Annotated in this window: 22 protein-coding genes; 15 read left to right on the top strand and 7 right to left on the bottom strand. The window is 58.4% G+C overall.

Annotated features, from left to right (window positions below; all coding sequences use genetic code 11):
* The first annotated feature begins 6 nt into the window (after nucleotides 1-6).
* From trbB to ACSQ9D_RS33170, 13 genes are all read left to right on the top strand, one after another.
* Complete coding sequence (trbB, locus tag ACSQ9D_RS33230; protein WP_436286188.1) at nucleotides 7-972, top strand: P-type conjugative transfer ATPase TrbB; 966 nt, start codon at nucleotides 7-9, stop codon at nucleotides 970-972.
* Nucleotides 962-1,342: a TrbC/VirB2 family protein gene (locus ACSQ9D_RS33225; protein ID WP_436286029.1), complete on the top strand. Its 381-nt coding sequence runs from the start codon at nucleotides 962-964 to the stop codon at nucleotides 1,340-1,342. The genes trbB and ACSQ9D_RS33225 overlap by 11 nt, the downstream gene beginning before the upstream one ends.
* Nucleotides 1,335-1,631, top strand: coding sequence for a conjugal transfer protein TrbD (locus tag ACSQ9D_RS33220; RefSeq protein WP_436286028.1), 297 nt, complete (start codon nucleotides 1,335-1,337; stop codon nucleotides 1,629-1,631). Before ACSQ9D_RS33225 ends, ACSQ9D_RS33220 begins: the two co-directional genes overlap by 8 nt.
* Nucleotides 1,632-1,642: 11 nt before the next feature.
* Nucleotides 1,643-4,096, top strand: a complete 2,454-nt coding sequence (locus tag ACSQ9D_RS33215; protein WP_436286027.1) for a conjugal transfer protein TrbE — start codon at nucleotides 1,643-1,645, stop codon at nucleotides 4,094-4,096.
* Nucleotides 4,068-4,868: a P-type conjugative transfer protein TrbJ gene (gene trbJ, locus ACSQ9D_RS33210; protein ID WP_436286026.1), complete on the top strand. Its 801-nt coding sequence runs from the start codon at nucleotides 4,068-4,070 to the stop codon at nucleotides 4,866-4,868. Before ACSQ9D_RS33215 ends, trbJ begins: the two co-directional genes overlap by 29 nt.
* Nucleotides 4,865-5,065, top strand: a complete 201-nt coding sequence (gene trbK / locus ACSQ9D_RS33205; protein ID WP_436286025.1) for an entry exclusion protein TrbK — start codon at nucleotides 4,865-4,867, stop codon at nucleotides 5,063-5,065. Before trbJ ends, trbK begins: the two co-directional genes overlap by 4 nt.
* Nucleotides 5,066-5,067: 2 nt before the next feature.
* On the top strand, nucleotides 5,068-6,234 hold the full coding sequence (trbL, locus tag ACSQ9D_RS33200) for a P-type conjugative transfer protein TrbL (protein WP_436286187.1): 1,167 nt from the start codon (nucleotides 5,068-5,070) through the stop codon (nucleotides 6,232-6,234).
* 22 nt (nucleotides 6,235-6,256) lie between these two features.
* On the top strand, nucleotides 6,257-6,919 hold the full coding sequence (locus tag ACSQ9D_RS33195) for a conjugal transfer protein TrbF (RefSeq protein WP_436286024.1): 663 nt from the start codon (nucleotides 6,257-6,259) through the stop codon (nucleotides 6,917-6,919).
* Between the two features lie 16 nt (nucleotides 6,920-6,935).
* On the top strand, nucleotides 6,936-7,757 hold the full coding sequence (trbG, locus tag ACSQ9D_RS33190; protein WP_436286023.1) for a P-type conjugative transfer protein TrbG: 822 nt from the start codon (nucleotides 6,936-6,938) through the stop codon (nucleotides 7,755-7,757).
* A 2-nt stretch (nucleotides 7,758-7,759) separates the two neighbouring features.
* Entirely contained in the window at nucleotides 7,760-8,194 is a 435-nt protein-coding gene (trbH, locus tag ACSQ9D_RS33185; protein ID WP_436286022.1) for a conjugal transfer protein TrbH, read from the top strand.
* A 9-nt stretch (nucleotides 8,195-8,203) separates the two neighbouring features.
* Nucleotides 8,204-9,502 (top strand): IncP-type conjugal transfer protein TrbI, encoded by a 1,299-nt coding sequence (gene trbI / locus ACSQ9D_RS33180; protein ID WP_436286021.1) that lies wholly within the window; start codon nucleotides 8,204-8,206, stop codon nucleotides 9,500-9,502.
* A gap of 200 nt (nucleotides 9,503-9,702) precedes the next feature.
* On the top strand, nucleotides 9,703-9,903 hold the full coding sequence (locus ACSQ9D_RS33175) for a hypothetical protein (protein WP_436286020.1): 201 nt from the start codon (nucleotides 9,703-9,705) through the stop codon (nucleotides 9,901-9,903).
* A gap of 12 nt (nucleotides 9,904-9,915) precedes the next feature.
* Nucleotides 9,916-10,794, top strand: a complete 879-nt coding sequence (locus ACSQ9D_RS33170) for a hypothetical protein (RefSeq protein WP_436286019.1) — start codon at nucleotides 9,916-9,918, stop codon at nucleotides 10,792-10,794.
* Nucleotides 10,795-10,935: 141 nt separating this feature from the next.
* Here ACSQ9D_RS33170 and ACSQ9D_RS33165 read toward each other — a convergent pair whose 3' ends face one another.
* Nucleotides 10,936-11,646: an autoinducer binding domain-containing protein gene (locus ACSQ9D_RS33165; RefSeq protein WP_436286018.1), complete on the bottom strand. Its 711-nt coding sequence runs from the start codon at nucleotides 11,644-11,646 to the stop codon at nucleotides 10,936-10,938.
* A gap of 651 nt (nucleotides 11,647-12,297) precedes the next feature.
* Nucleotides 12,298-13,038 carry a winged helix-turn-helix domain-containing protein gene (locus ACSQ9D_RS33160; protein WP_436286017.1) on the bottom strand — a complete coding sequence of 247 codons (741 nt, stop codon included), beginning with the start codon at nucleotides 13,036-13,038 and terminating at the stop codon, nucleotides 12,298-12,300.
* A 652-nt stretch (nucleotides 13,039-13,690) separates the two neighbouring features.
* Here ACSQ9D_RS33160 and ACSQ9D_RS33155 point away from each other — a divergent pair.
* Nucleotides 13,691-14,401 carry a winged helix-turn-helix transcriptional regulator gene (locus ACSQ9D_RS33155; RefSeq protein WP_436286016.1) on the top strand — a complete coding sequence of 237 codons (711 nt, stop codon included), beginning with the start codon at nucleotides 13,691-13,693 and terminating at the stop codon, nucleotides 14,399-14,401.
* Entirely contained in the window at nucleotides 14,391-15,785 is a 1,395-nt protein-coding gene (locus ACSQ9D_RS33150) for an amidohydrolase family protein (protein WP_436286015.1), read from the top strand. The genes ACSQ9D_RS33155 and ACSQ9D_RS33150 overlap by 11 nt, the downstream gene beginning before the upstream one ends.
* Nucleotides 15,786-15,992: 207 nt before the next feature.
* Here the strand turns inward: ACSQ9D_RS33150 and ACSQ9D_RS33145 are convergent, their stop codons facing one another.
* The 5 genes from ACSQ9D_RS33145 to ACSQ9D_RS33125 all read right to left on the bottom strand — a co-directional run bounded on the left by ACSQ9D_RS33145 (nucleotide 15,993) and on the right by ACSQ9D_RS33125 (nucleotide 20,211).
* Nucleotides 15,993-17,333 (bottom strand): MmgE/PrpD family protein, encoded by a 1,341-nt coding sequence (locus ACSQ9D_RS33145; protein ID WP_436286014.1) that lies wholly within the window; start codon nucleotides 17,331-17,333, stop codon nucleotides 15,993-15,995.
* Nucleotides 17,334-17,370: 37 nt separating this feature from the next.
* Nucleotides 17,371-18,444 carry an ornithine cyclodeaminase gene (locus ACSQ9D_RS33140; RefSeq protein WP_436286013.1) on the bottom strand — a complete coding sequence of 358 codons (1,074 nt, stop codon included), beginning with the start codon at nucleotides 18,442-18,444 and terminating at the stop codon, nucleotides 17,371-17,373.
* Between the two features lie 152 nt (nucleotides 18,445-18,596).
* Entirely contained in the window at nucleotides 18,597-18,908 is a 312-nt protein-coding gene (locus ACSQ9D_RS33135) for a helix-turn-helix domain-containing protein (protein ID WP_436286186.1), read from the bottom strand.
* Nucleotides 18,909-19,354: 446 nt separating this feature from the next.
* Nucleotides 19,355-19,840, bottom strand: a complete 486-nt coding sequence (locus ACSQ9D_RS33130; protein ID WP_436286012.1) for a type II toxin-antitoxin system YhaV family toxin — start codon at nucleotides 19,838-19,840, stop codon at nucleotides 19,355-19,357.
* A complete protein-coding gene (locus ACSQ9D_RS33125; RefSeq protein WP_436286011.1) occupies nucleotides 19,774-20,211 on the bottom strand; it encodes a type II toxin-antitoxin system PrlF family antitoxin in 438 nt (145 codons plus the stop codon). Before ACSQ9D_RS33125 ends, ACSQ9D_RS33130 begins: the two co-directional genes overlap by 67 nt.
* Between the last annotated feature and the right edge of the window lie 77 nt (nucleotides 20,212-20,288).

Here is a 20,288-nt window from a genome sequence, read left to right as displayed (position 1 = left end):
GCCGCGATGTCAACACCGACCCAGGCGCTGCCGCGCCTTATCCGCAAGCTTCAGGATGCCCTTGGCAAGGAGCTTTGCCTTGCTCTCAATGACCCGAGTGTTGTCGAAATCATGCTGAACCCTGACGGCCATCTCTTCGTAGAACGGCTGGGTCAGGGGATCACCTACGCCGGCGAGATGGACAAAGGCGCAGCCGAGATCGCCATCGGCTGCGTTGCCCATGTGCTGAACACCGAGGTGGATAGCCGAAAACCGATCGTCTCCGGCGAACTGCCACTTGGCGGTCATCGATTCGAGGGCCTGCTGCCGCCCGTCGTCCCGGGACCGTGTTTTTCTATTCGGCGACGTGCGTCACAACGGACACGGCTGGAAGATTACCTCGCCAGCAACGCGATGACGGCAGGCCAGTCCCAGGTCATCCGCCAGGCCATCGAGAAGAGGTGGAACATCGTCATCTGCGGCGGGACGGGGTCAGGCAAGACTACCCTTACCAATGCAGTCGTCGCCGCTATCGCCGAGCAGACCCCCGACGATCGATTGGTCATTCTGGAAGATACCGTCGAAATCCAATGCGCGGCCAGAAACGCGGTGCCCCTGCATACCAGCGATCGCGTCGACATGGCGCAATTGTTGAAGAGCACCATGAGGTTGCGGCCGGACCGGATCATCGTCGGCGAGGTTCGTGACGGCGCGGCGCTGACGTTGCTCAAGGCCTGGAACACCGGCCATCCCGGCGGACTGGCGACGATCCATTCGAACACGGCACGATCGGCGCTTCGGCGGTTGGAGCAATTGACCGCAGAGGTCAGCCGGCAACCGATGCAGGCCATCATTGGCGAGGCCGTCGACCTGATCATTTCGATCGAGCGGACGCCAAAGGGTCGCCGCGTCAGCGAAATCCTGCATGTTCGTGGATTTAGCAACGGCGAATATCACCTCGAGACTCATGGAGACGTACGGCATGCGGCTTGAACGCTCGTTAAACCTCGCCGGCATCGCGCTCGCGTTGGCCTTTCTCCTTGCCGGTCCGGCATATGCAAGTTCCGGAGGCGGTCTTCCCTGGGAAGGTCCGCTTCAACAAATTCAGGAATCGATCACCGGTCCAGTAGCCGGCTTCATCGCGCTCGCCGCCGTCGCAATCGCAGGCGGCATGTTGATCTTCGGCGGCGAACTCAACGACTTCGCCCGCCGCCTGATGTACGTGGTGCTTGTTGCCGGCATTTTGCTTGGCGCAACCCAGATCGTCGGCCTGTTCGGTGCAACCGGAGCCACGATCGGCGGTGGCCCCGACACCTCGTCGCCGGAAACGGAAAAGCGGGGAGGGGAGGCATATGATGGCTGAGGCGACCGCCTTGCAACGCAATCCCATACATCGCGCCCTTTCGCGCCCGAACCTCCTGATCGGCGCGGATCGGGAACTGGTTCTGATCACCGGGCTTGCGGCGATCATTCTGATCTTTGTCGTGCTGACGATCTATTCCGCCTTGCTCGGAGTAGCCCTTTGGATCGTCATCGTCGCGGCGCTGAGGATGATGGCAAAAGCGGATCCGCTGATGCGATGGGTATATATGCGTCACATCGCCTACAGGCCTTACTACAGGGCGACGTCCACGCCCTGGCGGCGCTATTGAGAGGGACGCAGATGGTTTCCCTTCGCGCCTTCCAACACACGGCGCCATCCTTCGCCGATCTGGTTCCCTATGCGGGTCTCGTCGACAACGGGATCATCCTGCTCAAGGACGGTTCGCTCATGGCCGGCTGGTATTTCGCGGGGCCGGATAGCGAAAGCTCCACCGATCTTGAACGCAACGAGGTGTCGCGCCAGATCAACGCCATCCTTTCACGTCTCGGTTCCGGCTGGATGATCCAGGCGGAGGCGGTCCGGCTCACGACCGTCGATTATGCCTCGGCCGGGAAATCGCATTTCCCGGATCGGGTGACGCGCGCGATCGACGAGGAACGAAGAGCGCATTTCGAGCGTGAGAAGGGACATTTCGAAAGCCGGCACGCGATCGTCCTGACCTACCGGCCGATCGAGCAACGCCGGTCGACGTTCAACAAGTACATTTATTCCGACGAGGGCAGCCGAAAGCAGTCCTATGCCGACATGGTGCTCTTCACCTTCCGCAATGCAATCCGCGAGGTCGAACAGTATCTCACCAATGTCATCTCCATGCGGCGAATGATGGCGCGGGAGGCAACCGAGCGCGGCGGCGCGCGTGTTGCCCGATATGATGAACTGCTCCAATTCGTCCGGTTCTGCGTCACCGGCGAGAACCACCCTGTCCGGCTTCCCGATATTCCGATGTACCTCGACTGGATCGCCACGGCAGAGCTTCAGCATGGTCTGGCTCCCAAGGTGGAGAACCGTTTCCTCGGTGTTGTGGCGATCGACGGTCTTCCAGCCGAGAGCTGGCCGGGCATCTTGAACAGCCTGGATCTGATGCCCCTTAGCTATCGCTGGTCGTCACGCTTCATCTTCCTTGATGCAGAAGAAGCGAAGGTGCGCCTTGAGCGAACCCGCAAGAAGTGGCAGCAGAAGGTTCGACCCTTCTTCGATCAGCTCTTCCAGACGCAAAGCCGATCGGTTGACCAGGACGCAATGTCGATGGTCGCCGAGACCGAAGACGCCATCGCGGAAGCCTCGTCTCAGCTCGTCGCTTACGGATATTACACTCCAGTTGTGGTGTTGTTCGAGAACGACGCTGAACGGCTTAGGGAGAAGACAGAAGCAATCCGGCGCCTCATTCAGGCCGAAGGCTTTGGTGCGCGCATCGAAACACTGAATGCGACCGAGGCCTATCTGGGCAGCCTGCCTGGAAACTGGTACTGCAACATCCGGGAACCGCTGATCCACACGCGCAATCTCTCCGATCTCATCCCGCTGAACTCGGTCTGGTCCGGCAATCCGCACGCACCTTGCCCGTTTTATCCGCCCCATTCACCACCGCTGATGCAGGTCGCCACCGGCTCGACGCCGTTCCGGCTCAACCTTCACGTCGAAGATGTCGGTCATACCCTCGTGTTCGGACCAACAGGGTCTGGAAAGTCGACGCTCCTTGCGCTGATCGCCGCGCAGTTCCGCCGCTACAAGGACGCCCAGATCTTCGTCTTCGACAAGGGCAATTCGATGCTGCCGTTGACGCTCGCCACCGGCGGCGATCACTACGAGATCGGTGGCGAGGAAGGGGAGGGAGCCAGGCTTTCCTTCTGCCCGCTCTCCGACCTGTCATCGGACGGTGATCGTGCCTGGGCGTCTGAGTGGATCGAGACTCTTGTAGCGATGCAGGGCGTAGCGATTACACCGGATCATCGCAATGCCATCTCCCGCCAGATCGGACTCATGAGGAGTGCTCCTGGCCATTCGATCTCGGACTTCGTGAGCGGCGTTCAGATCCGAGAGATTAAGGACGCTCTCAATCATTACACCGTCGACGGCCCGATGGGCCAACTGCTCGATGCCGAGGCGGACGGTTTGACGCTTGGCCTCTTTCAGACCTTCGAAATTGAGCAGCTCATGAACATGGGGGAGCGCAATCTTGTGCCGGTGCTCACCTATCTGTTCCGCCGCATCGAAAAACGGCTGACCGGCGCCCCGAGCCTCATCGTCCTCGACGAGGCCTGGCTGATGCTTGGCCATCCGGTGTTCCGCGATAAAATCCGGCAATGGCTCAAGGTGCTGCGCAAGGCCAACTGCGCGGTATTGCTCGCAACCCAGTCGATTTCGGACGCAGAACGCTCGGGGATCATCGACGTCCTGAAAGAGAGCTGCCCGACGAAAATCTGCCTACCGAACGGTTCAGCGCGTGAGTCGGGAACGCGCGATTTCTACGAACGGATTGGCTTTAACGAACGGCAGATCGAGATCATCGCAACCGCGATACCGAAGCGGGAATACTACGTCACGTCTCCCGATGGGCGCCGCCTGTTCGACATGGCTCTCGGCCCAGTGACCCTCTCGTTTGTCGGCGCGTCGGGCAAGGACGACTTGAAGCGTATCCGCGCGCTCTACGAAGAACATGGCCCTGATTGGTCGATCCAATGGCTCCAGATGAGAGGAATTAAGGATGCTGCATCGCTTCTCAAAGACGCCTAGATTTCTCGCAGCCGCGATTTTCTCAAGTGCATTCGTTCTGCCGGTCCCGGCAAAAGCCGGGAGCGCGACGGGAGCGGCGACGGAATGGACACAGCTCGCCAATAATGCCGAGTTGATCAAGCTACTTCAAAGTTCCGGCGTCCAGGTCGAGAACCAGTTGACCCAGATCAGCCAGCTCGCCGAGCAGATCCAGAACCAGCTGAAAATCTACGAAAACATGCTGCAGAATACCGCGCAGTTGCCCAACCATATCTGGGGCGAGGTCGAAAGCGACCTGAAGCGGCTGCAGAACGTCGTCTCGCAAGGTCAAGGGATCGCGTTTTCGATGGGTAACGCTGACGATATCCTCAACCAGCGCTTCCCAAGCTACTCAGATCTCAAAACCAACCTGTCGGACGGGGAGAGCTTTTCCTCGAGCTATCAGTCCTGGTCCGACACCAACCGCGACACGATCGCCGGCAGCTTGGAGGCCGCAAGCCTGACGGCGGACCAGTTCAAGACCGAAGAGTCCACGATGACCTCGCTCCGCTCGATGTCGCAAAGCGCAGACGGACAAATGAAAGCCCTTCAGATCGGCCACCAGATAGCCGCTCAGCAGGTTGCCCAGATGCAGAAGCTGCGCGGTCTCGTTTCCCAGCAAATGGCAATGATGGGAACCTGGTTGCAGACAAGCCAGACTGACAAGGACCTAGCGCAGGCCAGACGGGAGAAATTTTTCAATGCGCCGTTAAAGACCGTTCCCGATGGCCAGAAGTTGGAGCCACGTTGGTGAGCCGCGTCCGCTTCGTGATGCTGGCGATCGCAGTGGCCGCCACGACGTCAGCGGCTTTTTTTTGGCCAATCACCTATTCGACCGGCATCGCGCCATGGACCTTCACCGAGGAGCAGCGCGCCTATCGCGACAGGTTCTTTGGCTCACACGTTGAAAGACCACTCAACGAGGGACAGGAGATGCGTCCGAGATGGTGAAGATGAGTTTTGATCGCACCGCTCTGGTCGCCTGCGCCATCGTGCTGATCGCTTCATCGCCAGTCTTCGCACAAGAGGGCCGGGTTCTTACGGAACTGGAGAACCAGGTTGTCACTGCAGCGCGTGGCTGGGAAACAACCGTCATGGATGCGGCACGATCGTTGTTTTGGATTCTTGCAGGCATCGAAATCGGAATTGCAGCGGTCTGGCTTGCGTTGCAAGCAGCATCGCTCGACAGCTGGTTCGCGGAACTGGTTCGGCGCATCATGTTTATTGGGCTCTTTGCCTTCATGCTTGATCAGGGGCCGGCCTTCGCGAAAGCTGTGGTCGATAGCCTGTTTCAGATCGGATCGAACGGTGGATCGGCGTCCCCGGCCGAAATTTTCGACGCAGGCATTCGCGTGGCATCGGAGATGTCGAAACAAGCGCAATTCGGCTTGTTCGAGGACAATGCACTCGCAATAGCCGCAGTCTTTGCGATGGTTGTGGTCGTGGTGTCGTTTTCGCTGGTCGCTGCAATTTTTGTCGCTGTTATGGTCGAGATGTATGTCGGCTTACTGGCGGGTATGATCATGCTGGGTCTGGGCGGCTCCTCGTTCACCAAGGATTTCGCAATCAGATATCTCGTTTATGCCTTCTCGGTCGGCATGAAGCTTATGGCGCTTGTGATGATCGCCCGCATCGGCTCCGACGTTCTCATCGGTTTGGCTCGGGCCCCGACAGCCGATTCTGACCAGTTCATTACTGCCCTGGCGACTGCGGGCATTTCCGTCGTCGTCTTCATCATCGCGATGTACGTGCCGAACATCATCCAGGGCGTAGTCCAAGGCGTCTCCGTCAGCGGCGGCATGGAAGCGATCCGCCATGGCGGTCAGGCGGCATCGTTTGCCGCCGGTGCTGGCTTTCTTGCCGCCGGTGGCGCTGCCGCGGGCTACGCCGCTGCAAGTGCTGCGCGGGCGGGAGGCTCATCCATGGCCGGCGCTGCCTTGCGCGGCATTGGGTCGGGATTAAGCGCGACAGGCAAAGCCGCCGGATCGGCGGCGAAGGAAAAAGTGATCGGCGCACCTGGCGCCTATGCCGGTTCTATCCTTGGCCTCGCCAATGCGAAGCTCGATCAACGGCCGTCCGGCGGCAGACGAACGCCGCCGCCGCTTCGCGACGACAAATAGCAATTACCTCGAGGATTGATCGATGGCAGTGCAACGCGCCCCTGAGAACCCATATCTCGCCGCAAGACAGGAGTGGAACGAACGATATGGTTCCTATGTCAGGGCGGCAGCCGCGTGGCGCATCGTCGGCATTGTTGGCCTGGCGATGGCCGTGATCGGGTTCACCTATGCGCTCTATCTGAGCACCCAGGTCAAGCTCGTTCCCTATATCGTCGAAGTCGACAAGCTCGGGACCTCGGTCAGCGCGGGATTTCCGCAGCAAATCGAATATGCCGACTCGCGGGTGGTTCGCGCCACGCTCGGCGGTTTCGTGACGAGCTTCCGGTCGGTGACGCCCGACGCCGTCGTCCAGAAGCAATATATCGACCGGACCTATGCGCTGCTGCGGACATCCGATCCGTCCACCGAGAAGATCAATGCCTGGTTCCGTGGCAATTCTCCGTTCGAGAAAGCGAAGAACGCGACGATTGCCATCGAAGTGAACAACATCGTCGCGCTCTCGAACCAGTCCTACCAGATCGACTGGACCGAATTCGAGCGCGATCGGAAGGGAAAGGAGACCGGAACGCGCCGGTTCCGGGGGATCGCGACCGTTACGCTGACGGCGCCGCAGGATGAGGGGGTGATCAGGCTCAATCCGATCGGTCTCTATCTCAAAGACTTCGAGTGGACCGCACAGCTCTAGGAGCAGGGACAATCCAATGACAAGAACACCATACGTGGCGGCGGCCGGCTGCACACTGGCACTCGGCCTTGCGATAACCGGGGCTGGAGCGCAGAGCATGACCCCGAACGAAGCGAAGGCGACAAATCTTTCAGGGAAGTGGCGCGGCAGCACAGGACTTGTCACCAAGGGGGCGGATGGAAAGGTGATCTTTCTGTTTGGCGAGATCCAGCCCTCCGTGGTGTGCTCGCCGCTGCAAGTCTGCGACATCGAGCTTCAGGGCGGCGAGGTGGTTCGCGACGTACTCGTCGGTGATACGGTCCGTTGGAAGGTCGAACCGGCAACGTCCGGTGCTGCAGGCGGCCAGGCAATCCATCTCATCGTCAAGCCATCGGAGCCGGGACTCGTCACTTCGATGATAGTGACGACCTCACGCCGGACCTATCATATCCAGCTCAAATCACACGCGAGCCAGTACATGGCCCGTGTCGGCTTCGAATATCCGGAGGATGTCTCGACCAAGCTTGCCGAAATCAACGCGCGGCTTGAAGCGGGCAATAGTCCGGGTGCCGGCGTCCCGGCCGAGCAGTTGAACTTCACCTATTCCGTGAGCGGCAATGCCTCCTGGCGTCCGACACGCGTCTATTCCGACGGCCTGAAAACCTACATCCAGTTCCCCCGTTCGATCGCCGGCCAGGATGCGCCGGTTCTTTTCGTCGTATCCGGCGGCCAAAATCGCATCGTCAACTACCGCATGAAGAACAACATGATGGTGGTGGACTACAATATCGATCGCGCCGTGCTCGTCTCCGGCATCGGTTGGCACAGGCAGAAAATCACCATCCGCAGGGGAGGGTGACCATGCCAAAGCCCCTGCCATTGCTTCTGCTCGGGTTCGTGCTTTCCGGTTGTCAGACCTCAACCGATGGGCTCAGCACCGGTTCAGCGCCGGCGGAACTTTCCGGCCCTGCCGTAAGCGCGATCGCTGGCGACATGGTGAGCCGACTTGCCGAACATGTCGGGCCTGGGTCGAGCGCAATCAAACTGAATGAGGATCCCTCTCCCTTCGGGCAAGCGATTGAAGCCGCACTCAAGGGGTGGGGCTATGCGGTCGTGACGGGTCAAGATCCAGACGAGAAGAAGCCGCCGCTCGAGCTCGCCTATTTCGTCGACGACTTCGAGGGGCAGACTCTTGTTCGGATATCGGCCGGCTCCATCGAACTGGCACGGGCTTATGCGACAAACGCTAATGGGGCATCTCCGGCCAGCCCCGTATCTGTGATGAGCCGGAAATAGGAGGAGAGGGTGGTCCAATCGCTTCAGCTCGGCGGTGCCGGTTCGCACGCAGAACAGGGCGGAATCAGGCGCCTGAACCGCCTGCCAATCATCGTCGCCATCGTGCTGGTCGTGCTCTTCCTGGGCGTGATCAGCTATGGCCTTTCGTCCCGCGGGCTCTTTTTCCGCGGGCCTGTTGGCATCGACGAGGCATCGAACTCGCCGGCGTCTCCTTACGCCGATCAGTTAAAGCGGGGCGTCAAAGATGGGATCATCGGCGAGCCCGAGCAGACGCAGGTCTATCAGTCGACACCGATCATCGACAGGCAAGGGGAAACGCCACAACGGTCTGCCGAAGTCGAACTGCCGACAAGGAAGGAGGAAAACTCCCGTCTTGAACCAGAAGAAGAATGGCTTGCTCGTCTTGAGCGAGAGCAGCGCGAGCAATATCTACGGGAACGCTATCGCCAACGGATGGCAAGTCTCCAGGCAAAGGGCGCCGCGCTCGACTCGCCGTTGGCCGTCGACGTCAGCCACGCAAATGTTCCCGCGGCGGACACGACGCAGGCGAATGCCCAAAACGCAAAACCGCAATTCAGCGGTTCCACCGACCTCTATGCAGCGGCGATGCAGGCGGGACTTGCAGGGCCGGACGTCGATCCCAACAAGCAATCCTCGAAAGACGCGTTTTTCAATCAGGACATCAAGGAGCTCGGCTACCTGCCAAACAAGGTCGTGCCGCAGCTTTCTCTCTACGAGCTGAAGCGCGGTTCTGTCATCCCCGCCACTCTGATTACCGGCGTCAATTCCGATCTTCCCGGGCGGATCGCCGCCCAGGCAAGCCAGAATGTCTATGACAGCGCGACGGGGCACCGGCTGCTCATCCCGCAGGGCGCCAAGCTCTTCGGCCGCTACGATCATAAAATATCGTTTGGCCAATCGCGCGTGCTGGTCGTCTGGACCGACATCATTTTCCCCAACGGATCGACCCTTCAACTCGGCGGCATGGCGGGCACGGATGCAGAGGGTTACGGTGGCTTGAAGGACCGGATCGACCGGCATTACCTCCGGACGTTCGGTTCGGCGGCCCTGATTTCCCTTATTGGCACAGGGATCGATATGTCGATACCCGAGAGCTCGACCCTTGCAACACAGGATACGGCGTCAGACGCTGCCCGGCGGAATTTCGCGGACGTTTTCGGACGGGTGGCCGAACGCAGTGTGGGCAAAAGCCTCGACCTCCAGCCGACACTTGAAATACGTCCCGGCTATAAGTTCAACGTGCTGGTCGACCAGGACGTCATCTTTCCTGGCGCGTACCGCAACTGACTTTCCGGCGAACCAATTGCAAGACGCCAGGATGACCCCCATCTTCAATGTTGGCCGTGTGAGCTCGGGCCGGGCTGGAAAGGACGTAGGCCTAATTGATATGGCAGATTTACTGGTGTCGATGAATGAGATCGCCGGACGACGTAACATTGAAATGTCTGTTGGATTGATGTAAACCAATTTGGCATAGGAAGAACGACATGAGCTACAGAATTGCCCATCTTGATCAGCGGAAACGCGCTCTCGAAAAACAAGAGAGCCGCGAACGCGATCAAGCGCGTCTGAACAAAGGTTCTGTCAGCGCTTCTGAACTCCGCCGCGAGAACTCCGCGTTCGCGGGATTGCCCCTTCACCGTTACAAGATGGTCGCGATCGGCGGTAAGTCTCTGGCCCACTCCTAATCGGGGCCACACATGATTATCGTTGACGGCGAAGAGACAGAGCCGCACCTGACGGCTGAAGAAGTCCGGACCCTTTTGGGATTTGTCCAGCACTGCCGCCCCATCATCGTCGGAGGACAGGCTGTAAACATCTGGGCCGAACTTTACCATGGCCTCGACGAGGAACTTGACCGACTTGGCGCGCTGACAAGCAAGGACCTAGATTTCTATCACAACCGCGATGCCGAACGCATCCTTGCAGCCAGCCTTGAGAATGGTCTTCTGGAAATTCCCAGCGGTGACAATCACACCCCGAACGCCGCAGTCGTAACGGGCAAGCTTGGTGACCGTTCCGTGGTTATCGACTTTCTGGCGCAGATCAAGGGCGTCGAGGACAAGTCCCTCCTTGAGAATTCGATTACATTTGCTGATGTGCAGGATCCCTCAGCGATATCGATTACACTGATGCATCCCCTTGATTGCGTACGAAGCCGCCTGAGCAACATCAATGTGTTGGGGCGGCGAAGCGAGCAATCCATCCGGCAGGGAGTAGCAAGCTTGCTCATTCTCGACTGTTATATCGACGATCAGTTGACTAACGCCGAAGACAAGCCCGCTGTGAGGCGGGCAGTCAACACCCTGCGCGATCTGGAGTTCGTGATCCGCGAAAAGCATATAGGCAAGCCTTCAGAATGGGATTTCGGTGATACGCTTCGGCCGATCTCGATCCTAGAAAAATACCGTGAGGACGGACGTATCGACATTCGCGTTCGAGACAACCTGATCCAACATATTCTGGAACGGCTGGATGAAAAGCAGGCCGTGGCTGAGAAGCGGCGCGAGAGGAGTTTCGATCGTTTGGTCCGGAAACCTACTGACACTTCAGGGGCATCCGGTTCAGAATTCGGCTGACTCAGGTGCGGATGTTGATTGCACGCCACTCGGTGATATGACGATGGGCATATTCGGGGCGCAACTACGATCCCGTCGAAGCTCGACGAACTGGTCAATGGCTCGCAATCGACGAACCGTTCCCGTCACCGACTTGGGCTCTTAGATCAGTCTAAACCTGGTCGCGACGGCCACCGCCTGCTTTTGAGTACAGACCCCAAGCTTCGCCTTTACCCGATCGAGATCCCAGCGGACGGTATGATAGGTCAGACCCGTCACATCTGCGATGGAATGCATCGGCATGCCCTCGGCGGCCCATCGCAAGCAAAGCGCTTCCCGGTCGGAAAGGACAAAGTCGAGCTTATGGGTGGGTGCGGTCGTGCTTTGAAGCCGCGCATGGATGAGTGCCGCCGCGGCAGCTGCGCCCACCACGTCGAGCTGCCCACCTCCCGATACATCGATAATTCTCGCTGACGCCAGCGTCAGGATGGCAAGTTGGCCAAATCCTGTCCGGATCGGAATCGAGAGGCCCGATCGGATTCCGAACTCGGCGGCTGAATCATAAAAACCTTTGATGTCGTCTTCTGCGCGCCGGCGGTCAACGTCGGCCGACCATTTGAATGCCCGCCTGAGCCGCTTGGCTACTGTCACGACCGGATCGATGGCCATGTAGGAACGCGCAAAGTAAATTGACTGCCATTCCTTCTCATAATTCGAGACGGCAAAGCTCTTTGCGGTATGAAGATTAAGGTAGGCGAACCGCTCAAACCCATGCGCCCGCGCAACGTCGTTCAACGCTGCTTTAAGTGATTGTTCGCTGGCGGCGGCTACCGTCGTGTCGGTCAATCTGTCGAAAAGGGAATTGCCACGCATAGAGGATCACTTGCTCCCTTAAAAGCTTGGCTGGCGCATCGCGCTGGGAGTTCGAATGACGTGTCGGCGATGGCCATTCAGCAATTGAAAAACTGCCCACTAGGGCGGGGACTGTCAAATTTCAAAAAGATGACGTTCTTGGTGTCGCTTTCGCATTGCACACACGGGTTTAGATGCTTCTGAAAGGTCCTGCAACCTATCGGCGCCCTTCGCAACAAAACTTAATAAAGTGGCCGAGCAGGCATGAGTTGCCCGCGGTAAAAACAGTCAGATGAGGTATCGCTGAGCTTAGGAAGCAAGCGCAGAGTGCTTTCAATTGGTCACGTCCGCATATTCAAACGGCCACCACGGAGCGAAGCTGTAGCGACCCGTTGAGAAACGGGTCAACGACGCTATGTCGGACATTCGTGTCGTATTGATCGTTGGCCCCCAAACCAAGCAAAACAATTGCCAAGAAGATGGCGCCAACGCGGAGATGGCATACTACACGCTTGATGACCCAACGACCTGGATGCAACTCGCCGGGACCCGGTGAGGATTGTACGAGGGGTGGATCGCGCCTACGCCGGCCTCGGATAATCGTTGGATCTGAATTGCGCGATCTCGCGGCGGTGACAAAGACGGGTATCACCTTTCTCTGCCGGAACGGTATCAATCCGCCTCAACGATCGCAGCAAAGAAATAGCCCCCTAATCGTACCGTCTTGACGAGCGTTGGGTTGCGGGGATTTTCCTCGATCTTTTGTCTCAGCCGGCTGATGTGAACGTCAACGCTTCGTTCAATAGGACCCGCAAGACCTGCATGTGTCGAGGCAAGCAATTCCTCGCGGCTGAGGATGCGGCCGGGATTTCGGCAGAAGGCGAGCAGCAGTTCAAATTCGGCCGCCGTCAGATCAACTACGATTCCGTCCGGTTGGCTCAGCGTGCGCTGCCATGGATCGAGGCGCCACCCATTGAATCTGAAGGGCCTTGGCAGGCTCTGTACGGCACGACCATAGGATTCTCGTCGCAACATGCTGCGGATCCGGGCAAGCATTTCCCTGAATCCGAATGGACTAGAAACGCAATCATCCGCTCCGCTCTCGAACGCTTCAAGGACAATGTCCTCGCGACCATCCGGAACCACGGCGATGATTGGAATGGTGCTGACGGCGCGGATCTGCCGGCAAAGACGAAGCGAATCTTCCGCCCGGGCGACGGCATCTAGTATCACCAGATCAAAGGCGCGCCTCCTGAGGAGGGCCCGTGCCCGGGTATCATGCGATACAGTCGTTGCAATCATGCCGTTATGCGTGATCGCATCTGACAGCGCACGTTCGAAGTCACCGCCACCATCCGCGATCATGATTTCGGTTCTTTTCCCTCGCAGCGCTTCACCAGTGCCTGATGCCACTCCAGCCGCCTACAACTCAATTAGCGCACTACCGGTTAACGTGCATTGACGAAACCGATGCCAAAGAAAATTGCAGGTTGCGTTGCCGATGCCAACCGGCAATTCTGCGGGTATCGACAATGTAGGCGGCATAGGCCGAGGAGCCGGAAAACACCGCAAATCGTTGAATGATAGATCAACGCAATCCGGAACTGTTGCTATGCCCAGCCGTCAACCGGAATCCGAAACGAATGACAGGCGCTTGGCGAGTTCCTGCGCCGAGCATCTTTCGGAGAGACGCCGCCGGCAGGCAATGCAATCAAGACAGGGGGAGCCGTGGCCGGCCTGGCTCTCCGGCGACGTCAAGCCGTTCGGCGAGGAGCGCGAGACGTTCCCTCCGGCATCCAAGCCTTCACTGACAACACATCGCTTCCGGCACATGATACCTCTCCATCTGACGATGACCGACAAAGTCAAGATGAGCGTGTTGGCTTGCCGTTTCCAATTCAGGTTGAACTGCATCTATTCGAACTCACGATCAATCGGGCCAGGACCGGTGCGGAAAGGGGCGCAACATTTCTTAATGCGTCGAACGAACACAACATTTGAATTCGGCCGAACCACGTGGGATCGTTTCCGCCGCATACTCCGTTCAACTCTCGGTGAGCATCCGGTGAAACCGATCATTGTCATCGGCTCAAGGGACGCAGATTTCTGTTTGTTTGCGCGCCATATCCTTCAGCAGACAGGCTTTGAAACGCTCCTGACGACCAACGCGAATGAGGCGATTGCCGCCGCAAGAACCGGTGGAGTGCGAGTCATTCTGCTCGATGGCAGACTGCCAAACGCCGTTTCCGCTTGTGAAAATCTGAGGAACGACGCTTCAACTGCCGGACTGAGGATCATCGCGCTTGTCGGTGCCAGCCCTGCCCGGCAATGTGCGGACTTCATGAATGCAGGAGCCGATGAAAGCTTCGTGCGGCCGCTCTCACCGGTCCATCTTCTGCGATCTTTAAGCTCATTTTCGTCGACGACCGGCATTCCATGCGAGCAGCTTTCTTGCGGCGAGATAGAAATGCATGTGTCGGCACGGCGGGTCTGGAGGCGCACAGTTGAAATCCACCTTCCACGCTTGGAGTTCGGGATCCTGCTGCATCTTCTGAGGGAGCCTGGCCGCGTTTATCTACGGCATGAACTCGCACGGGCAGCTTGGCCGGCGGGTATTTTCGTCGATCCGCGAACAGTCAACGTCCATATTGGCCGTCTGCGCAAGGCGCTGACGAGCGTCGCGCCCGGTGATCCTATCCGGACGGTCCGCGGCGTGGGTTACGGGCTTTTCGGTAACGACCGCGTCGGAACTGAGGGTTCGACCGATGCCACCTGATAGCCAGATCGCAATTATCAACGGAAGCGTTGTCACCGGCGACGGAACCACGTTCCACGAGAAGGGCATCGTGCGTATCAGCGGCACGAGGATCACCAGCGTCACCCAAGGCCAAGCCGACGTCGGAACGGACGCGTTCGTCGTCGATGCCAGCGGCTGCACTGTCATGCCGGGCATTATCAATGCCCATGCTCATGGCTGCATTTGCGGCCCATCCATGCCGAGCGGGTCGCTGCCTGTGCAGCCCTTGGACGTTGACTACTTCAGGAACAGGCATCTTCTGTCTGGAACGACAACGCTGCTCAACGTCTGCGGCCTCGCGCTGCCCGACGAGATCGACCGGCCCTCCACCCCGCATCACCCATTGGACATTCATGTGACGACGGCTCATACCGCCAGCAATCTGGCGGCCGCGATCGCGATCGATGGCGGAGGACTGTCGACGCGGCATAAGATCGCTTGCATCGACGATATGGTAGACAAAGGCGCAAAGGCACTTGGAGAAGCGGGCGGTGGACAGACGCTCGGTGGAGGTGCGCAGGACTATCGCTTCATACCTGCAGCCATCAAGGCTGTAACGGGAAGATCCATACATCCGAACGCCGCTCGTGCGCTCAAGGAAGCTGTTCTCGGTCGCTACCTGGATCGCCGCGTGCCCGATCTTGCGCAGTTGGACGTTCTCCTGGCTGAGTGCAGGCTTGCCCCTCACATCAACGCAGACGATGTTGGACGTCTGGTCCGCAAGACAGTGATGCCTCCGGTGGCACTATCGCTCAAGGGCTTTGAGGAGATCGCGGCGGCGTCAGAACGCCTCAATTTTCCCGCCATTTTTCACAATGCGACGCCCACCGTTGCCACCCTCATCAGGATGACGAAGACGTACCCGAAGGCCCGCGTCATCGCCGGGCATTCGAACCATCCCATGTTCCTTCCAGACGAGGCGGTACGATTTGGGGTGGAACTTAAGAAGCGCGGCGTCGCTATCGATGTCTCGACGCTCGATTGCATCGAAACCCGCTGGCGCAACGATACTGCAAACATCGATGCTCTTGTTGAAGCGGGAATTGTAGATACGCTCTCGACAGATTTCGCCGGTGGTGACTGGGACAGCATTCTGTCCGCTATCCAAAGAATGGTCCGCAAGCGCCAGCTCACTCTGCCAGCTGCGGTCGCGCTTGCGACGGGCAATGTAGCGAGGATATTTCCAGAGCTCGCGGGCGATCGTGGTGTCCTGGAAAAAGGGCGGCGAGCCGATGTCGTCATTGCTGACGGCCACAATCTCGGCCGCGTCCGCCATGTCGTGGCGAACGGCGAACTGGCGGTATTCAACGGTGCGATGACGGTAGGAAACCTTCGCGAGCATGCAGCGAGCTTGCGCCATTAGCGTGACCTGGATTCATCTGCCGCGGCGCCGGAGATTCCTTCTCATTCAGATATCACTAACTGTGGATAGGCCATCGTTTGGTTTGCCACGCCACGAACCTCGCTCTCTCCGAATCGTGGGGCGTGATCACAATGGCAGTGTCGCAGTCATCCTGCGGCTCGGAGGTCCGGCGCGTAAGGCAACGACATACCGCGCGATCTCTATTGGTCATGCTGGCGACCTTAGATGACGAAGGAGAGGCTCGATGTCTCCTCCTGCAATGCCGAGGACGTCGTCGATGATCGCTTGCTGCTTGGAAGGCGACAGGACATGCCGAGTGACGCGCAGAAACTTCTCTTCAATGTCGAGCCAAGTCATCGGACGCTGAGGATCGCCAAACGGGCCGTCACGTCCTGAGACGTACCGATGTTCTCTTGTCTCCACAACGACCCTAGCGAGCGTTTCGCCAGGAAAGAGGGCATCGATATCCGGGTCGACCTTGAGCCTCACTTTACGAGCAAGCTCACGAAGCTCCTCTCGGTTGAGCAGGCTCTCATTGATCGGAGCGAGCGCATCGCGACCTTCGCTCAAGGCAACGGCGACGCAGTAGGGAAGACTATATTGGAGTTCGACGAGATTTGACGGCTCAAGCGCGTTGCCGAGCTTGAGTGCCCAGCCAAAGGTTTCTACCTCCACCGAGACGACTTCAGCTGCTTTCAGTTCGTGGGCCTTCACAAGGTCGAAGAGCCTATCGAGCGCGGCGTGGATATAGCGGCAACAGGCATAGGGCTTGAAATAGGTGCCACATATTTCAAACCGTTTTCCAAGTCCCTGCAGGATCCGCTCACTGTCGTAATAGGCCGGATGATCAAGCAGATCTTCCGGCCCGGTATATCCATTCCGCGCCAGATCAAGAGCCATAAGACCGGTTGCCGCACTCCAGGGAATGCCTTCCTTGACGTCATTGCCGGTAAGCCGCGAATAGCCGGAGCTTCCATTCGCCTGCTGATTGGGTGCAAGTACCCCGGCGATCGAAAGCGCCCGGGTGGTAATAGATGGTTCGGTTTTGAAGAGTGATGCCGCAGCCGCAACAGCCGCTAAAGCGGCCCACCGTCCCGACTGCCGGGTTGGGATGCCTTCTAGATTCTGCGCTGCTGCCACCCTGACGCCGACATCATAGCCGGCCACGATTGCTGATAGAACGTCGTCGGCTGAGACGCGAACCAGTGGCGCCAGCGTCAAGACGGTTGGAATGACGCAAGCGCCAGGATGTCCGCGTGCGGCTCGGTGACCATCGTCCACGTCGAGCGCCGATGCCGCGGTCGCGTTGGCAATGAGAGCCCCGATCGGCGTCGCTGTCTGATCCGCCATCCACACGGTTGCGCCGCCCTTTCCGAAAAGCACGGTCGCGCTGTCGCGAGCCGCGCGACTGCTCTTGAGCATCGATCCGGCAATGGCTGCTCCGAGGAGATCAAGAACGCATCGCAAGGTGGTATCCCGAGTATCGGCCGCAGGCAGACGTGCGGACATGGAATGGATGTATTCGGCAAGCAGTTGCGTCGTGTACATAAGCGTCGTCCCGCATTGCGACCGCTCGGTCGGACCTTCAAGTGCTCTTGTGCGCAGTAAGCGCCAGATATTTCTCGTAGGTCGCCTGTGCCGCATAAAGGTCGAGCATCGGCAGACCCACGCAGGTGACGCAAACCGGAGTGCCGGAAAGGTGGACCCAATCTGTCGGCGCTGAGAGCTCGCGCACTCCGAGCAGGGAACCGATATCCTCCAGCAACAGTCCTTTTCGCGAGAAATGCAGGGCAATGCTTTGCGAGTTTCTTCGGGACACAGTCTTGATATCATCGCAAACAACGGTGCCCCTCTTCAGGGCACGCTGCAGATAGATCTCTGGCACCTCGTCACCGCCGAGATGAAGCGTCACCGCTCCCGCGTCGAGTTCCTCGTCCTTGAAAAGCGGCTGGCGGGCGTTCGTGGCGGTGATAACGCACGCACAATCCTTCATTCGTTTGTTGTCGCTAACGGGATGGAGCCTGAACGACGACTGGTCAGAGAGATCCGATACCAGTCTTTCCATCCCTTCGGTCGAGCGGCCACGGATGAAGATTTTATCGATCAGCCCGGGATAGGAGAAGTTCAGGCACTCGATCACACTTCGTGCGACTGGTCCCGATCCGAAGAGGAAGACGGATAGCGGTGCCTGACTGCGAACGAACAGCTTAACGACGGTTGACGCATAGGTGCCCGTCCGAAGCGCGGAAATCGCCGTCCCGTCGAGTATGGCCAGGAGCCGTAGGGTCCGTTTCTCCAACAGCAGCATTGTCGATGTGGAGCGTGGCAGACCGAGATGTCGATTGAAGGCGTTAGCGCCGATGATCTTGACGCCGCCGTAGGTCGCATTAACGCTGTAAAGCGATGACAGCTTCCATCCAAGCCGTTCGTCGACGAAGTCGCGCCTGAACGGCGCGACACTCGCCTTTTGCCAAAATTCCTCTTCCGGAAGCGACAGGACCGCTTTTCCTCCCAAGGCCGTCCCGTTTCTGATATTGCTCCAGGCAGCATCGGTGGCCGCATGAATCTCCGCAATCGTCAGTTCCGCGCCGGCGGACTGTAGCGCCTCGCGGGTCAAAAAACAGACATTGCTGGGCGCGTATATGGCATCGTCGAACATGGTCTCCTCCAACGGCAGGGCATCGTGCCTCGGACGCAAAGCTAACAGTTGGCTGCGGCCAGATAGGCCAAGCTTTGATGAAGCTTTGGCGACGTCGATTGCTACTAGGTATCGCTGCCGCGAGATTCAGGTAACGTCCGCAGGGGCAGCAATCAGGTCCTTTTGCATTGCGAGGCAACCTCGACCAGCGCAGCAACGTTGAGTTCCCGTCCCTCGTCCGTTGATAGAAAATCGATGATGTCGATTTCATCGGCAACGAGGGATGGCGTGTTGCTGGTGGTGTCTTTGTGTGTCTCAAGGAAAAGAGAGACCGGCACGTTCAGAACCACAGCCATCTTTTTCAGGCGACTGGCGTTGATGCGGCTGGCACCCCGCTCATATTTCTGGAGCGGCTGGTAGGTGACACCGATAGCGTCTGCCAGCTCGCGATGAGACAATTTGAGAGCGAGTCTCAGAGACCGAATGTGGCGACCAACAGATACGTCCGCGTTAGAGGTCTTCTTGCACCTGAGTTCAACAGATATTCGTCGCAGGAGAGGCGAACAGACGCTTCATCGCCTCGCTTGGCGATCCGATGAAAGATACTGGCACCACTAATACATATTATAGTTGGTCCGCCGCTATGGTATCCATTGTCATCACTGCCAGGAGATCACAGCTGCTTCGTTGAACGGAATTTCGTGCGGCGTCGTCATGAGAAAAGGACACACGGAGAGCGATGGTTCCGGCGGCCGTTTTCCGGAACGCGATCCGTCGCGGCGCAGGATCCGGATCGGGTCGAAGGCGGCCTCTCACGGGTATCGTTCGGCGACCGCGACGGCTAGGCTTGGAACGGGCTAAGGCGACGATGCACAAGAAGCGACGAGCGAATTGCCTGAACTCGCGAGCATAAGAATTGGGGCGCTCGGCGCTACCTGGACGAGGCATTATGGAAGCGCTCTACGGCACTGTCTGCGACTGAGGCCTTGTGAAGGGCAGCCCAATCGTCCGGCGGATTGCCGCTATCGAGCATTCCCTTGAATACCTTAGAGGCATCCGTTTTGGAGACGCGAGTTCGCAGGGTTACCTCATCGTTTACCCAAGCGAAGATAACGATCCTCGCCATCGCATTATATCGAAAGAAGAGGCGAAACCGTCCATTTCCAAATTTTGCGCGAAACCAGCGATTCTTGTCGCCGCCCAGCGTCTTGCCCCGACGATAGGCGCTGGACGTTGGATCGGAAGGGATCTTGCTGAAGACAAGTTGGTTGAGAACCACGAGCAACTTTGCGTTCGCGCTTTTCTGGTACTCTTCAGAGTCTTTCGTTTTCAGTGCCTCAACCGCATGAGTCAGCTTTTCCAGCTGATCGAGAAATAGCGGGTGAGCGAGGATGGCCCAACCATGTATGACGAGCATGGCGACAGCGCGACATCGCCTTCGATCGGAGCGTCCAGATCGACTTCGATGTCTTTCGTCAACGCGGCAATGCGGTTACGAAGAGCAGTCGGCAATGCGACGATAGACTTTTCCGGATGCCCTTCCATATCGCGTGCGAGGAACTCCAGAAACTTTTCGATAGCGGGGTCGGAGGTTTCTTCATCGGCACGTTCGACGTACACCCGCCGGTCATCGTCGACATAGAACGCGATACGTCCGCCGTAATCCACGCCCAGAGCTTGTCTAACAGCCTTCGGGATCGTTGTCTGGCCCTTTGCCGTTATCGTGCTTTCTTCCTTCAGCAGCGCGACCATCGCGATCTGCCACTCAATATGTAATCCGTCTGGCAAGGAAAAGTTCTTACCTTGTCAATCTGTCTCGCTTCTAGCCCAGGCGCCGCGTCCCGCCCCGGTTGAACCGGAGCTCG

Origin of the sequence: Rhizobium sp. LjRoot258 (assembly GCF_964254185.1) — a bacterium.
In the GTDB taxonomy this organism is placed as follows: Bacteria; Pseudomonadota; Alphaproteobacteria; order Rhizobiales; family Rhizobiaceae; genus Rhizobium.
The sequence above is the reverse complement of the archived record's forward strand: the minus strand, read 5'-3'. Positions and strand labels throughout refer to the sequence as shown.